Source organism: Spirillospora sp. CA-108201 (assembly GCF_050936235.1).
Lineage (GTDB): Bacteria > Actinomycetota > Actinomycetes > Streptosporangiales > Streptosporangiaceae > Spirillospora.
This window is the reverse complement of the sequence record NZ_JBNJNE010000002.1, coordinates 53,625-67,256: the sequence shown is the minus strand read 5'-3', so window position 1 is coordinate 67,256 and position 13,632 is coordinate 53,625. Positions and strand designations below refer to the sequence as shown.

General features: G+C 72.5%; 15 protein-coding genes. 3 read left to right on the top strand and 12 right to left on the bottom strand.

What is annotated here, in order from left to right:
* Window positions 1-53: 53 nt before the first annotated feature.
* Complete coding sequence (locus tag ACQEU6_RS46205) at window positions 54-1,253, bottom strand: IS110 family RNA-guided transposase (protein ID WP_499328410.1); 1,200 nt, start codon at window positions 1,251-1,253, stop codon at window positions 54-56.
* A gap of 563 nt (window positions 1,254-1,816) precedes the next feature.
* Here ACQEU6_RS46205 and ACQEU6_RS46200 point away from each other — a divergent pair.
* Window positions 1,817-2,182, top strand: coding sequence for a dioxygenase family protein (locus ACQEU6_RS46200; protein WP_499328408.1), 366 nt, complete (start codon window positions 1,817-1,819; stop codon window positions 2,180-2,182).
* Between the two features lie 401 nt (window positions 2,183-2,583).
* Complete coding sequence (locus tag ACQEU6_RS46195) at window positions 2,584-3,702, top strand: DUF2637 domain-containing protein (protein WP_499328406.1); 1,119 nt, start codon at window positions 2,584-2,586, stop codon at window positions 3,700-3,702.
* Window positions 3,703-3,785: 83 nt separating this feature from the next.
* Here ACQEU6_RS46195 and ACQEU6_RS46190 read toward each other — a convergent pair whose 3' ends face one another.
* The 4 genes from ACQEU6_RS46190 to ACQEU6_RS46175 all read right to left on the bottom strand — a co-directional run bounded on the left by ACQEU6_RS46190 (window position 3,786) and on the right by ACQEU6_RS46175 (window position 6,970).
* Window positions 3,786-4,538 carry an SDR family NAD(P)-dependent oxidoreductase gene (locus tag ACQEU6_RS46190; protein ID WP_499328404.1) on the bottom strand — a complete coding sequence of 251 codons (753 nt, stop codon included), beginning with the start codon at window positions 4,536-4,538 and terminating at the stop codon, window positions 3,786-3,788.
* Window positions 4,535-4,708, bottom strand: coding sequence for a hypothetical protein (locus ACQEU6_RS46185; RefSeq protein WP_499328402.1), 174 nt, complete (start codon window positions 4,706-4,708; stop codon window positions 4,535-4,537). Before ACQEU6_RS46185 ends, ACQEU6_RS46190 begins: the two co-directional genes overlap by 4 nt.
* Window positions 4,705-5,190 carry a LacI family DNA-binding transcriptional regulator gene (locus ACQEU6_RS46180; protein ID WP_499328400.1) on the bottom strand — a complete coding sequence of 162 codons (486 nt, stop codon included), beginning with the start codon at window positions 5,188-5,190 and terminating at the stop codon, window positions 4,705-4,707. The genes ACQEU6_RS46185 and ACQEU6_RS46180 overlap by 4 nt, the downstream gene beginning before the upstream one ends.
* Window positions 5,191-5,257: 67 nt before the next feature.
* Entirely contained in the window at window positions 5,258-6,970 is a 1,713-nt protein-coding gene (locus ACQEU6_RS46175; RefSeq protein ID WP_499328398.1) for an MFS transporter, read from the bottom strand.
* Between the two features lie 85 nt (window positions 6,971-7,055).
* Between ACQEU6_RS46175 and ACQEU6_RS46170 the strand changes: the two genes are divergently transcribed.
* Window positions 7,056-7,457, top strand: a complete 402-nt coding sequence (locus tag ACQEU6_RS46170) for a pyridoxamine 5'-phosphate oxidase family protein (RefSeq protein ID WP_499328397.1) — start codon at window positions 7,056-7,058, stop codon at window positions 7,455-7,457.
* Between the two features lie 33 nt (window positions 7,458-7,490).
* On the opposite strand, the gene ACQEU6_RS46165 is transcribed toward ACQEU6_RS46170, so the two are convergent.
* From ACQEU6_RS46165 to ACQEU6_RS46135, 7 genes are all read right to left on the bottom strand, one after another.
* Window positions 7,491-7,763, bottom strand: a complete 273-nt coding sequence (locus tag ACQEU6_RS46165; protein WP_499328395.1) for a hypothetical protein — start codon at window positions 7,761-7,763, stop codon at window positions 7,491-7,493.
* Window positions 7,763-8,443: a hypothetical protein gene (locus tag ACQEU6_RS46160; protein ID WP_499328393.1), complete on the bottom strand. Its 681-nt coding sequence runs from the start codon at window positions 8,441-8,443 to the stop codon at window positions 7,763-7,765. Before ACQEU6_RS46160 ends, ACQEU6_RS46165 begins: the two co-directional genes overlap by 1 nt.
* A gap of 175 nt (window positions 8,444-8,618) precedes the next feature.
* Window positions 8,619-10,817: a carbamoyltransferase HypF gene (gene hypF, locus ACQEU6_RS46155; protein ID WP_499328391.1), complete on the bottom strand. Its 2,199-nt coding sequence runs from the start codon at window positions 10,815-10,817 to the stop codon at window positions 8,619-8,621.
* A gap of 114 nt (window positions 10,818-10,931) precedes the next feature.
* Complete coding sequence (locus tag ACQEU6_RS46150) at window positions 10,932-11,561, bottom strand: SRPBCC family protein (protein ID WP_499328389.1); 630 nt, start codon at window positions 11,559-11,561, stop codon at window positions 10,932-10,934.
* On the bottom strand, window positions 11,558-11,914 hold the full coding sequence (locus ACQEU6_RS46145; RefSeq protein WP_499328387.1) for an ArsR/SmtB family transcription factor: 357 nt from the start codon (window positions 11,912-11,914) through the stop codon (window positions 11,558-11,560). Before ACQEU6_RS46145 ends, ACQEU6_RS46150 begins: the two co-directional genes overlap by 4 nt.
* A gap of 45 nt (window positions 11,915-11,959) precedes the next feature.
* The gene (locus ACQEU6_RS46140; protein ID WP_499328386.1) at window positions 11,960-12,553 is read right to left on the bottom strand and encodes a CE1759 family FMN reductase; all 594 of its coding nucleotides are present in this window, start codon (window positions 12,551-12,553) and stop codon (window positions 11,960-11,962) included.
* Window positions 12,550-13,629 (bottom strand): LLM class flavin-dependent oxidoreductase, encoded by a 1,080-nt coding sequence (locus ACQEU6_RS46135; RefSeq protein ID WP_499328384.1) that lies wholly within the window; start codon window positions 13,627-13,629, stop codon window positions 12,550-12,552. Before ACQEU6_RS46135 ends, ACQEU6_RS46140 begins: the two co-directional genes overlap by 4 nt.
* Window positions 13,630-13,632 lie beyond the last annotated feature (3 nt).

Here is a 13,632-nt window from a genome sequence, read left to right as displayed (position 1 = left end):
AGAGGATTCCCAATGAGGTTGTCAACCCGACGCCGTAACCGATCGTGAGCGGTTCAGGCTGCTGTGGTCAGTTTCAGGGTGGGTGCAGCCATGTAGACGCGTCCGTCTCTGAGCATCGCCCACAGCACGTTGACTCTGCGGCGGGCCAACGCGAGCACGGCCTGGATGTGCTTCTTGCCCTCGGCCCTCTTGCGCTCGTAGAACGCTTTGGAGGCGGGACAGCAGCGGATGCTGACCATGGCGGACATGTAGAACACTCGCAGCAGGCGGCGGCTGTAGCGCCGGGGCCGGCGCAGGTTGCCGCTGATCTTGCCCGAGTCCCGGGGTACCGGCGCGAGTCCCGAGACACCGGCCAGCCGGTCCGCGCTGCCGAACGCGGCCATGTCGCCGCCGGTGGCGGCGATGAACTCCGCGCCCAGGAGGGGGCCGATGCCGGGCAGGCTGGTGATCACCGCGGCGTGTTCGTGCTCGCGAAACCGGGCCTGGATGGCCGCGTCGGTCTCGGCGAGTTCGGCATCCAGGGCGATCACCTCCTCGGCCAGGCGCTCGACCACGGCGGCGGCGGTCTTCTCGCCCGTGACCGTGGTGTGCTGGGCCTGGGCGGCCTCGATCGCGGCCAGGGCCACGCGGGCAGGGTTGCGGACCTTGCGGGCCCGCAGCCATGTCTCCAGCCGGGCCTGGCCGATCTTGCGCAGCGAGGTGGGGGTGCGGTAGCCGGTGAGCAGTGTCAGGGCGGCCTTGCTGTTGCTGTAGTCGAAGGCGCGCTCCAGGGCGGGAAAGTAGCCCAGGAGCTGGTCGCGCAGCCGGTTGATGGTCCGGGTGCGATCGCAGGCCAGGTCGGTACGGCGGCCGGTGAGGATGCGCAGGTCCGTGGCGATCTCGTCGAAGGACGCGATCGGGTGCAGGTCCCGGCGCATGCGGGCCTGGTCGGCGATGATGAAGGCGTCCTTTGCGTCGGTCTTGCCGCCGCCCCGGTAGGCGCCGGAGGCGTGGTGGACGGTGCGCCCCGGGATGTAGACCAGGTCCTGGCCGTGGCCGAGCAGCAGGGTGATGAGCAGGGCCCCTCCACCGCTGTTGAGGTCGATCGCCCACCGCAGGTCTTCACCCAAGGCGTTGGCCTCGGCGATGAGGCCCAGGATCTCGGCTTCGTCGTTGACCACCTTCCTGGACAGCAGCCGGTTGCCGTCGGGGTCGATCACGGTGCAGTGGTGGTGGGTCTTACCCGCGTCCACACCTGCCCAAATGCGTGGCATCGGGCTCCTCCGTCGTCGCAGCTCACATGGGGGTCCCGCAGACGACCGCGCCGTCGTGTCCTTACACAGCGATCTGTTCGCGCATCCCAATCAGCGGTCGGGTCGTCTTGGAGCGCCAGGCGGCCAATCCTCTCAAGCCACCCAGGTGGCAAACCCATGAAAGCCATACCTGGCGCTCCCGGGGTCCTCCCAACCCTACGGACGGTCAGGAACGAACACCCAGGAAGAAGGTAAGGAACCCCCATGCCAGCGGACGAGCAGGAGACCGGCACCGGCCACGAGCCCGGCACCGGCGACGGCCAGGAGAACGGCATCAGCCGCAAGAACTTCATCGTCGCCGCGGGAGCGGCGGGCATCGGCGCGCTCGTGCTGCCCACCGCCGTGTCCGCGGTGGCCGCGCCAGCGCAGGCCGGCACGGAGCAGCAGCCGCTCACCCCCACGCCCAAGTGCGACGACGGGGACGACACCCTGACGCACTCGCAGATGGAGGGCCCCTACTTCAAGCCCGGCTCCCCCGAGCGCGCGTCGATCGTGACGCCCGGGATGCCGGGGACCCCCTCACCGTGTCCGGGATCGTGTACTCGGTGTCGTGCAAGCCGGTGGCCCACGCCCTGCTCGACTTCTGGCAGGCGGACTATTACGGCAATTACGACAATTACGGCTACACACTCCGTGGACATCAATACACGGATGCTTCGGGACAATTCACCCTCACGACGATCGTGCCCGGCCTCTACCCCGGCCGCACGCGGCACATCCACGTCAAGGCCCAGGCCCCCTACCAGCAGATCCTGACGACGCAGCTGTACTTCCCGAACGAGCCCCGGAACAGCTCCGACATGCTCTACGACCCGGCGCTCCTCATGAAGGTCCAGACCGGTCCGAGCGGACGCACCGCGAAGTTCGACTTCGTCCTGCAGGTTCCCTGACCGGGGTTCCGCGGCCGGATTCCGTCACCGCTCCCGCGGAATCCCGCCCCCGCCAAGGCACCGGCGCGCCTTGGCGGGGGTACCCGCCATGACGCTGTGGGGGTACCCGCCATGACGCTGTGGGGGTACCCGCCATGACGCTGTGGGGGTACCCGCCGTGACGCTGCGGGGGTACCCGCCGTGACGCCGCGGGGCGCACACCACGCTTCCGCGGGGGGCTCCCGCCGTGTTTCCCCCGGGCTCACGCCCGTGGTCTTTTGCGAGGTCGTCCCCAGCGTGTCCTGCCGATTCGCGGGGAACGGGACCGAGACGTGATGCGAATCGCCCACGAAACGGCAAAGGAATGGATAGTCTCCCACCGATCACTTTTGGTTGTGTAAGGAATCTGGGAGCACACGCGCATGAGCGCTGCCAACCGGGCACAGGTCATCACACGGTGGGGGGCCATCGCCTTCATGGCGGCCGCGGTCCTGACCGCCACCGCCGGTGGCTTCGCCCAGTCCTATGCCGGTCTCTACCACTGGGCCCTCGAACACGGCCTGCGGGGCTGGAAAGCCGAGTCGTTCCCCCTGCTGGTCGACCTGTTCATCATCGTCGGTGAACTCGGGTTGTTCCTGCTGGCCATCGACGCCTTCGTCATAAAGCGCCGTGCCCTGATGAGCTGGCTCGACTTCTGCCTGCCGCTGACCATCGCCCTCGCGGGCTGGACGGCCAGCCTCATCTTCAACGTCGGCCACGTCGGCCACAAGACCTTCTCCTTCCAGGCCACGGCCGCGGTCCCGCCGATCGTGTCGATGCTCGGCCTGTTCGTCCTGCTGCGGACGCTGCACCGGTACGTGTCGCAGAGGGCCGATGAGGAGGAGGAGGTCAAGCAGCCCGAGCCGCAGACGCGCGCGATCGCCGGTCCGGTCACGCTGAACCAGATCACGCTGATGCCCCTGCGCAACACCGGGCCGTTCGCGCAGATCCAGGTCCCCGGGTACTCCGGCAAGGAGATCGAGTCCGGAACCGCGGGCAGGGCCGAGCCGAAGGCCGCGCCCGCGGGCGCGGCCGCACAGGCCCCGGCCGCTCCGGCCGCCTCCGCTCCGTCGGCGGCGCCCGCCGCGCCCGAGCCCGAGCCGGCGCCCGCTCCGGTCCCCGAGCCGGAGCCGGAGCTCGCCGTGGTCAGCGCCGCGTCGCGCGGCAGCCTCAACGGGCGCAGCTCCTACGGGGCCGCCCCCGAGGAGGAGGCGCCCGCCGGGCCGGCGCCGGAGAACCTGCGATCCCTCGTCATCGACATCCTCGAACGCCGCCACGGCGACGTCGCCGCGACGCTCTCCGAGGTCAGGGCCGAGGGCTACCGCTGCGACGAGAGCGAGATCCAGCGGATCAGCGACAACCACTGGTTCCCGTACGCGGTGTACCGGCTGCTGGCCAAGCACCACGGCGACGGCGAACTGGTCGCCCAGGAGCTGAAGGCCCAGGGCATCGTCTACGACGAGGCGACGCTGGACGCGCTCGTCCAGTCCTGGCGCGTCTGAGCCCGCGCTCTTCCGCGCCTTCCGGACCGGCCGCCCGCACCGCGGGCGGCCGGTCCGCGTTCCGCGCCCGTCATGAGAGCGTCTCAGGAGTCGCGCCGCTCCTCGGACGGGCCGGTCCGCAGCCGCGCGTGCAGGCCGCCGTCCACTCGCAGGACGTGCCCGTTGAGCTGCGCCGCCGCCGGGGACGCCAGGTAAAGCGCCGCGTCCGCGACCTCCTCCGGCGCGGTGGTGCGCCCGGCCGGGAGGTCGGCGGCGGGCCGGACCTCCCCGACGACGCTGGCGGGGGCGATGCAGTTCGCGCGGATGCCGAGGCCGCCCAGCTCCACGGCGATCGCCCGGCTGAGCGCCTCGATGCCCGCCTTGGTCACGTCGTAGGCGCTCTGGTTCTCGTGCGCGCGGGATCCGCCCGGCGAGGACAGGCTGACGATCGCCCCGCCGCGCCCGGCGTCGCGCCAGCGGCGGACCGCCCGCACCGACAGCAGGTACGCCGAGCGCAGGTTGGCGGCGATCACCGCGTCCCAGACGCCGGCGTCGATGTCGACGAACGGCGTCCGGACCCCGGTCATCGCGGCGTTGTTGACGAGCACGTCCAGGCCGCCGTCCCGCGCGACCCTGGCGAAGACGGCGTCGGCGACGTCCTCGCGGGCCAGGTCGCCGGCCATCGTCGTCACCCGAGGGTCGCCGTCGTGGACCGCGAGGCCCGCCGCGTCCACGTCGACGGCGAGCACGGCGGCGCCCGCGCCGGCGAACCGCCGCACCAGCGCACGGCCGATCAGCCCCGCCGCACCGGTGACCAGCACCCGCTCCCCCGTGTAGTCGAACCGGACGGCGCTCATTCGGCCGGGGCCTCCCTCACCTGCGCGACGATCTGCGTCGGGTTGACGAACATCAGGGCGATGACCAGCAGCACCGCCGACTCCACGTCCGCGTCGATCTGCTCCACGAACGGCGTCATCACCAGGACGACGAACGGGGCCGCGACGGCGCGCAGCCGCGCCCCGGTCATGCGCGGGCGCACAGGACCAGCCCGTCCACCCGCTCGACCATGGCCTCGGCCAACCGGACCTCCGTCGCGGTGTCCTCGTCGGTGTCGGCCGGGACCACCGCGCACTCGGTGCCCCGCGAGTGGGCCTCGACGCCCTTGATGAACGGCGCGAAGAACGGGTTGGCGATGTCGGGGACGATCAGCCCGACGTTGCGGGTCCGCCCGAGGACCGGCGACTGCGCGGCCCGGTTCGGCCGGCGGCCCAGCCGTTCGGCGCATCCGAGCACGCGCCGCCGGGTCTCGGCGTTGACGAGCCCGGGGTTGTTCAGGGCGCGCGACACGGTGGAGGGCGAAACCCCGGCGAGGCTCGCCGCCGCACGGATCGAGGGGGGGCGCCGCCCGACCCGGAGGCGGCGCCATGACGGCCGGTCGCGCCCGCGCCGGAGCCTGTGCCGCCCATGCCACGGATTATGAAAACGTTTGCGGAACAGTGTCAACAGCACGGCGGAAGGCCCCCGGCCGCGCGGGGCGGCCGGGGGCCTTCGGCCGGAGGTGTCCGGTGGGGGCGGGTCAGGCGGCGCCGCGGCCCGCCTTCTGCAGCGCGGGCTCTCCGGCGGCGTCGTCGTCGTGCACGTACCGGCGCCCGCGCAGCAGCGACACCAGCGCCGCCACCAGCGACATCGCGATCGCCAGGCCGAACACGATGACCAGGCCGTGGTGGAACGGCTCGGAGATCAGGTGCGGGAAGTACGAGCGGCCGGTGAGCGTGGCCACGTCGTCCGGCGCGAGCCCGCCGAGCACGTGGAACGGCGCCAGCAGGTTCTGGATCGGGTTGTAGCCGAGGAACGCGGCGAACAGCGTGCCGACCGGCGGCAGCTCGCCCACCTGCGCGGCCGGACCGGCCGGGACGCCGTGATCGGTCAGGCCCTGCGTCAGCGTCCTCGGCAGCGTGTCGGCCAGTCCGGCGATCATCAGCGAGAAGAACACGCCGATGGACAGCACCATGCCGGCGTTCATGAAGGTGGCGCGCATCCCGGAGGCCACACCGCGCTGGTCCGCCGGCACCGAGTTCATGATCGCGGTGGTGTTGGGGGCGGCGAACAGGCCGGAGCCGATCCCGTTGAGGAAGATCAGCAGCGCGAAGGTGGTGTACCCGAAGTCGGTCGGGATCACCAGCAGCCCGGCGAACGCCAGCGCCGACAGCACCAGCCCGCCGGAGGCGAAGGCACGGGCGCCGTGCCGGTCGGACAGGTGCCCCGAGATCGGCCCGGCGACCAGGAAGCCGGCGGTGAGCGGCAGCAGGTAGATGCCCGCCCACAGCGGGGTGTCCTCGTAGTCGTAGCCGTGCAGCGGCAGCCAGATGCCCTGCAGCCAGATGATCAGCATGAACTGCATCCCGCCGCGGGAGATCGCGGCGAGCAGCCCGGCCAGGTTTCCGGCCGCGAACGCCCGGATGCGGAACAGGCTCAGGTGGAACATCGGCTGCTCGACCCGGGTCTCGATCCAGCAGAACAGCGCCAGGACGGCGAGGCCGCCGATGACCCCGGCGAGCACCCAGGGGTTCGTCCAGCCCATGTCGTGCCCGCCGTAGGGCTGGATCCCGTAGGTGATCGCGGCGAGCAGCGAGGTCAGCCCGATCGCGAACGTCGCGTTGCCGAGCCAGTCGATCCTCGCGCCGACCGCCCGCTTGGCGGTCTCGACCAGGCTCCGGTACGCCCAGACCGTTCCGACGATCCCGATGGGCGCCGAGGCGAAGAACACCAGCCGCCAGTTGATCTCGCTCAGCAGCCCGCCGGCGACCAGGCCGATGAACGTCCCGGCGATGCCCGCGACCTGGTTGACGCCCATCGCCATGCCGCGCCGGTGGGCGGGGAACGCGTCGGTGAGGATCGCGGCCGAGTTCGCCATCAGCATGGCGCCGCCGATGCCCTGGAACACCCGCCAGCCGATGAGCCAGAGCGCACCGGCGCCCCCGTGCAGCGGGTCCAGCGCCAGCACCAGCGTCCCGACCGTGAAGACCGCGAACCCGGCGTTGTACATCCGGACGCGCCCGAAGATGTCCCCGAGCCGCCCGAGCGTCACCACCAGCACCGCCGAGACGAGCATGTAGCCCATCAGCATCCAGAGCAGGTAGCTGACATTGCCCGGTTCGAGGGGGTTCAGATGGATGCCGCGGAAGATCGCCGGCAGCGAGATGATCACGATCGAGGAATTGACCGTGGCCAGCAGCATGCCCAGCGTCGTGTTGCTCAGCGCGATCCACGGATAGTGCTTGGACGGCACGCCGCCCCCTCCCCGTCTGAGATAGTTTCTTCCGCTAACTAATCATAAACCCGTCGTTTCCGGCCAGTGCGGATAGGGTTACCCGGTGGAGGGACGACACCGGCTGGACCTGACCGACGAGCGCCTCATCGCCTTCTGGCGGGAGCGCCACCTGTGCACCCTCGTCACCCCGCGCCCGGACGGCACCCCGCACTCGGTCCCCGTCGGCGCGACGCTGGACGCCGGCGCCGTCCGCGTGATCACCTCGGCCTCCTCGGCGAAGGCCCGCCACGTCCGCGCCGCCGGGCCGGCCGGCCTGCCCGTCGCCGTCACGCAGGTGGACGGCCGCCGCTGGTCGACCGTCGAGGGCCGCGCCGTCCTGCGGACCGACCCGGCCTCCGTCGCGCACGCGGAGGACCTCTACACCGCCCGCTACAGGCCGCCGCGCCCGAACCCGAACCGCGTCGTCATAGAGATCACCGCGACCCGGGTGCTGGGCAACCTCTGACACCGCTCCGGACGGCGGGCGCCGGGGCGACGGTCAGTAGCCGTAGGCGACCGAGCAGCCCACGACCCTGTCCAAGGCGTCCGTGAAGCGGCCCTCGGTCGCCCTGCCGAAGGAGTCGACTCCTCCAAGGCAGGCGTAGCGGGGGCCGTGGTCGGTGGCCAGGCCCAGGACCATCCCGACCTTCGGTTCCAGGTCGATGCTCCGAGTGACCTTCATCGGCTTGCCGGCGGCGAAGGAGAACAGGACGTAACTCGCCGGGCGGGCCTTCTTCATCGCGCCGTAGCCCGTCCGCCCGTCCGGGTTCATCACGGCCGTGGTGGTCGCGGCGGAGTCGTCGGGCAGCCGAGCGTGCGGCCGTCGCCCGCCCAGACGATCTCACCGACGAGGGAGGGGGCGGCCGCGCTCCAGGCTCGTGTCCGGCCCGAGCCGAGGTCGAGGACGGTCACCGACGCCCGGGGCTGAGCGGCCTTCGCGCAGGGGGCCGTCGCGTAGGCGAGCCGTTCGCCGTCCGGGCTCATGGCGAGCCCGGCCACGCGCGCCGGGACGGCGGCGCTGACGAGCGGCCCGAGATCCTTCACCCGGCCGCAGGTGAGGCGGAACCGATGGAAACGGGTCGTGCACGTCTTCTCGTCGAAGGTGGACAACACGAACCCTCCCCCCGGCCCCGCGATGAGCGACCGCGCCGCGCCGGCCGAGCGCGGCGCGGGCACCGAGTCCACAGGCCGTCCCCCGCCCGGCTGGACCGCCCTGCCCTGGAACCACGGCTCCGGGCCACGCCCTTGGGAGGGACTCCCGAACGTGCCCACCGCGACGATGAAGCGCGGCATGCGCCGTTCGCCGGGCGGCGCGGCGGTGGCCGCCGATCCGTCCGCCGGCAGGTGCACCGCGCCGGCGGAGGCGGCGACGGACACGGCCAGCGCCACCGGGGCGGCCCATCGCCGCACGACCCATGGCCTCGGCCGGGCCTCGTCCCCTTCGTCCGCCATCCGATGATCACGCCCTCCGGGCGGGCGCCGCGACGCCGTTTCGCTTCGAGCGCGGAGCTCCGCCGGGGCGTCACGGGGCGCCTGCGATGCCGCGCGCCTGGTGGGCACGGTCCGTCCGGGAGCGGCCGCCGGTGCCCGCGGCCGCGCTGCCGGATCCGGCCGGGGCGGCCCGGGATCAGCCGAGGGCGGTGGCGACGGCCGCCTGGCCGAGGCTGATGCCGCCGTCGTTGGGAGGGACGCGGTGGTGCGTCAGCACGTCGAAACCCGCGCCGGCGAGGCCGCGGACGGCGCGGTCGAGCAGGAGCATGTTCTGGAACACGCCGCCGGAGAGCGCGACCGTGCCGATGCCCGTCTCCGACCTGATGCGGGAGGCCGCGTCGACGACGAGCGCCGCGACGCCGTTGTGGAAGCGCGCGGCGATCGTCGGGACGGGGACGTTCGCCCTGAGGTCGGCCACCACCGCGTCCAGGAACTCGCCGCCCGCGACCGTGAAGCCGGTCGTGCCGTTCAGGGCCGCAGGATAGGCACCGGTCTCGGTGGCGTCGGCGCGCTGCTCCAGTTCCACGGCCGCCTGCCCCTCGTAGTTGACGCGGTCGCGGACGCCGAGGACGGCGGCGACCGCGTCGAAGAGGCGGCCCATGCTGGAGGTCGGCGGGGCGTTGACGCCGCGCCGGGCCAGGGCGGTCACCGCGGCCCATTCGGGGCGGCGGGCCACCGGCAGATCGTCCGGGACCCCGTAGGCCGCCGCCATGCGCCACGGCTCGCGGATCGCGGCGGCGCCGCCGGGCAGCGGAACGGGTTCCAGATGCCCGGCGCGCTCGAAGCCGCGCAGGTCGGCGACCAGGAACTCGCCGCCCCACAGGGTGCCGTCGGCGCCGTAGCCGGTGCCGTCGAACGCGACGCCGATCACCGGGCCCTCCGCGCCGTTGTCGGCCAGGCAGGAGGCGATGTGCGCGTGGTGGTGCTGGACGGCGATCCCGGGCAGGTCCTGGTCGAGCGCGTACTTCGTGGACAGGTACTCCGGGTGCGGGTCGTAGGCGATCAGTTCGGGCGCGATGTCGAACAGGCGCCGGAAGTGCCCGACGCCCTCCTCGAAGGCGCGGAGCGTCTCGTGGTTCTCCAGGTCGCCGACGTGGTGGGAGACGAACGCCCGGCCGTCGCGGGCCAGGCAGAACGTGTTCTTCAGCTCCGCGCCGCACGCCAGCACCGGCCGGCCGGCGGGGACGGGGATCGGCTCCGGCGCGTAGCCGCGGGACCGGCGGACGGGGAGCGGCCGGCCGCGGAACGTCCGCATCACCGAGTCGTCGGTCCGGGTGTGGATGGGCCGGTCGTGCAGGAGGAAGGCGTCGGCGATGCCGGCGAGCCGTTCCAGGGCGTCCTCGTCGCGGTAGGCGATCGGCTCGTCCGAGACGTTCCCGCTGGTCAGGACGACGGGTTCGGTGACGATCAGGTGGTGCAGCGGGGTGTAGGGCAGCAGGAGGCCGACGGCCCGGTTGCCCGGGGCGACGGCGTCCGCGAGGGCCGCGCCGGGCCGGCGCCGCGCCAGGACGATCGGGCGGCGCGGCCCGGTGAGCAGCTCCTCGTCGGCCGCCGAGAGCTCGCACAGGCCGCGGGCCGCCTCCAGGTCGGGGACCATCACGGCGAACGGCTTGTCCTCGCGGTGCTTGCGGGAGCGCAGCGCGGCGACCGCGCCGCGGTCCGCCGCCCGCGCCGCGAGGTGGTAGCCGCCGAGGCCCTTGACCGCGAGGACCGCGCCGTTCGCGAGCACCGCCCGCGCGGCGTCCAGCGGCTCGCCGCCGCCGGGCCGCAGGGTGAGGGACGGGCCGCAGGCCGGGCAGCACACCGGCTGCGCGTGGAACCTGCGGTCGGCCGGGTCGGCGTATTCGGCGGCGCACGGGCCGCACATCGCGAAGCCCGCCATCGTCGTGTTCGGACGGTCGTAGGGAACGCCCGTGACGATCGTGAAGCGCGGCCCGCAGCCGGTGCAGTTGATGAACGGGTACCGGTGGCGCCGGTCCGCCGGGTCGCGCATCTCGCGCAGGCAGTCGTCGCAGGTCGCCGCGTCCCATGACACGAGGGCCCGGCGCTCTCCCGACGCGTCGCTGCCGACGATCGCGAAGCCGCCGCGCCCCTCGGCGCTCAGTTCCCGCGTGGTGACGCGCTCGACGAGGGCGAGCCGGGGCGGGCGCGTGCGCAGCCCGTCCAGGAAGCGCCCGACCTCGTCGGGAGCGCCCTCGACCTCGATGAACACGCCGCCCGCGTCGTTGCCGACCAGCCCCGACAGCCCGAGGCCGGTCGCGAGACCGTGCACGAACGGCCGGAACCCGACGCCCTGCACGACCCCCTCGACGCGGACGCCGACCCTGACGTCCACCCCGCCATTCTGCCTCGCCGATCACCGCCGGCGGCCGAAGACGGCTCCGGGGCGTGTCTCAACGACGACACCGCGTGAGGCGGGGCGGACGCCGGGCGCGCTCGGCGCCGGAGGTCACTGCCCCCCGGTGTAGGCGGCGATGGTGAAGTCCGCCGCGGCGCGGGCCGTGGCCTCGTCGGCGCCGCCCGCGACGTCGGCGGTGTACCAGCCCTCACCGGCCTGCCGCGCGAACTCGCGCCCCTCCTCGGACGCGGCCCAGTCGTCGCCGAGCTTGTTGCGGGCGTCCGCGTCGGACTCCAGGTGGATGGTGAGGCCGAGGAGCCCCATGTCCCAGCCGATGCCGACGACGCCCGGGCCGAACTGGTTCTGCGAGGGGTCGACGAGCGCGGTGTGCTCCAACTCGAACCGGGTCCGGCCGTCCGCCTCGGGGGTCAGCCGGACCTCGATCCAGGTGGTCTGGCCGGCGAACTCCCACGTCGCCGCGAACCCCTTCGGCGGGTCGCAGCGCTCGATCGTCCCGCTGGCGTTGCCCTCCAGCTGGTAGCGGCCGCCGAGCCGCAGGTCGCCGGAGACCGGCAGGAACCAGCGGGAGATCCGCTCGGGGTCGGTGACGGCGTTCCACAGGTCGTCGACGCCGGTGTCGTAGACCCTGCTGATCGTCGCGGTCCTCGCGGTGCCGGACTCCACCGCCTTCTCGCCCACCGTGCGGGTGACGGCGTTGATGTGGCCGGTGACTTCGATCATGTCTCGCTCCCTGGGTCGTCGTGATGCGTGCGGTGTGCGCGCTTCCCACGGGCGATCTCGGTCGCCAGGGCGTCCAGACGCGGCGTCCAGGACCGGCGGAAGCGTTCGAGCCACGCGTCGATCTCCTGCAGAGGTGCTGGGTCGACAGCGTAGAGCCGGCGCGTCCGCTCCGCCCGCACGACGGCGAATCCGTTCTCGCGCAGCACCCTGAGGTGCTGCGACACGGCGGGCTGGGAGATCCCGAACTCCTTCCGGACGACGTCCGTGACCTCGCCGGACGAGCGCTCGCCGGCGGCGAGCAGCTCGAGGATCCGGCGCCGGACGGGGTCGCCCACGACATCGAATGCGTGCACGTAACCCAAGTTACAGGCTTGGCTTATATAAGCCAAATCTCAAGTTCAGTGTCCCGCGAGAAGCCGCTCGAACGGCACGGGCGCCTCGTACGGATCGTCCTTCGCCGGGGCCCGCCGGGCCCCCATCAGGGCGGCCAGTTCGGCGCCGGCGCGGTCGACCCGCTCGGGCAGGGCGGTCTCGGCGCTCCCCCAGTCCTCGGACGCGGCGTAGACGCCGGTCGGGACGACGCTAGCGCGGAGATAGGCGAACAGGGGCCGCATCGCGTAATCGATCGCCAGGGAGTGCCGGGCGGTGCCGCCGGTCGCGCCGAGCAGCACCGGCGTGCCGTCCAGGGAGCCTCGCTCCAGAACGTCGAAGAACGTCTTGAACAGCCCGCTGTAGGACGCGTTGAAGACCGGCGTCACGGCGATGAGGCCGTCGGCGTTCGCCACCGTCTCGGCGGCGGCGCGGAACGCCCCGGAGGAGAAGCCGGTCAGGGTCGCGTCGACCATGGCGTGCGCGTGGTCGCGCAGCTCGATCGTCTCGACGGTCGCGTCCCCCTGGAGGGCCTCAGCGGCGGCCTCGGCGAGCCGGTCGGCCAGGAGCCGGGTGGACGAGGGCCGGCCCAGCCCGGCGGAGACGACGGCGAGGGAGGTCATCGAACCCCCTCGGCGAGACGGGACGCGTGGGTCGGGGCGGTCGCCGGGACGTGCGCCGGGCGCAGCGACTCGAACTCCTTGCGCAGCACGGGCACGACCTCCTCCCCCAGCATGTCGATCTGCTCCAGGACGGTCTTCAGCGGCAGCCCCGCGTGGTCCATGAGGAACAGCTGGCGCTGGTAGTCGCCGAAGTGGTCGCGGAACGTCAGCGTCCTGTCGATGACCTGCTGCGGGCTGCCGACCGTGAGGGGCGTCTCCGCGGTGAACTCCTCCAGCGAGGGCCCGTGGCCGTAGACCGGCGCGTTGTCGAAGTACGGGCGGAACTCGCGGACGGCGTCCTGGGAGTTCCTGCGCATGAACACCTGCCCGCCGAGGCCGACGATCGCCTGGTCGGCCGAGCCGTGACCGTAGTGCTCGTAGCGCCGCCGGTACAGGCCGATCAGGCGCTGGAAGTGGTCCGTCGGCCAGAAGATGTGGTTGGCGAAGAAGCCGTCGCCGTAGAAGGCCGCCTGCTCGGCGATCTCCGGGCTGCGGATCGAGCCGTGCCAGACGAACGGCGGGACGCCGTCCAGGGGCCGCGGCGTCGAGGTGAACGACTGGAGCGGCGTGCGGTGCTTGCCCTCCCAGTCGACGACGTCCTCGCGCCACAGCCGGTGGAGGAGGTGGTAGTTCTCGATGGCGAGCGGGATGCCGTCGCGGATGTCCTTGCCGAACCAGGGATAGACGGGCCCGGTGTTGCCGCGCCCCATCATCAGGTCCACCCGGCCGTCGGCGAGGTGCTGGAGCATCGCGAAGTCCTCGGCGATCTTCACCGGGTCGTTCGTGGTGATCAGCGTGGTCGCGGTGGACAGGATCAGCCGCTCGGTGCGCGCCGCGATGTAGCCGAGCATCGTCGTCGGGGAGGACGGCACGAACGGGGGGTTGTGGTGCTCACCGGTCGCGAAGACGTCCAGCCCGGCCTCCTCGGCCTTGAGCGCGATCGCCACCATGGCCTTGATCCGCTCGGCCTCGGTCGGGACGCGCCCGTCGGTCGGGTCGGGGGTGACGTCGCCGACCGTGAAGATCCCGAACTGCATGCC

Coding starts and splice junctions, on each gene's coding strand:
- ACQEU6_RS46205 (WP_499328410.1), bottom strand. CDS start 1,253: ATGCCACGCATTTGGGCAGGTGTGGACGCGGGTAAGACCCACCACCAC.
- ACQEU6_RS46195 (WP_499328406.1), top strand. CDS start 2,584: ATGAGCGCTGCCAACCGGGCACAGGTCATCACACGGTGGGGGGCCATC.
- ACQEU6_RS46190 (WP_499328404.1), bottom strand. CDS start 4,538: ATGAGCGCCGTCCGGTTCGACTACACGGGGGAGCGGGTGCTGGTCACC.
- ACQEU6_RS46185 (WP_499328402.1), bottom strand. CDS start 4,708: ATGACCGGGGCGCGGCTGCGCGCCGTCGCGGCCCCGTTCGTCGTCCTG.
- ACQEU6_RS46165 (WP_499328395.1), bottom strand. CDS start 7,763: ATGAACCCGGACGGGCGGACGGGCTACGGCGCGATGAAGAAGGCCCGC.
- ACQEU6_RS46160 (WP_499328393.1), bottom strand. CDS start 8,443: ATGGCGGACGAAGGGGACGAGGCCCGGCCGAGGCCATGGGTCGTGCGG.
- ACQEU6_RS46150 (WP_499328389.1), bottom strand. CDS start 11,561: ATGATCGAAGTCACCGGCCACATCAACGCCGTCACCCGCACGGTGGGC.
- ACQEU6_RS46140 (WP_499328386.1), bottom strand. CDS start 12,553: ATGACCTCCCTCGCCGTCGTCTCCGCCGGGCTGGGCCGGCCCTCGTCC.
- ACQEU6_RS46135 (WP_499328384.1), bottom strand. CDS start 13,629: ATGCAGTTCGGGATCTTCACGGTCGGCGACGTCACCCCCGACCCGACC.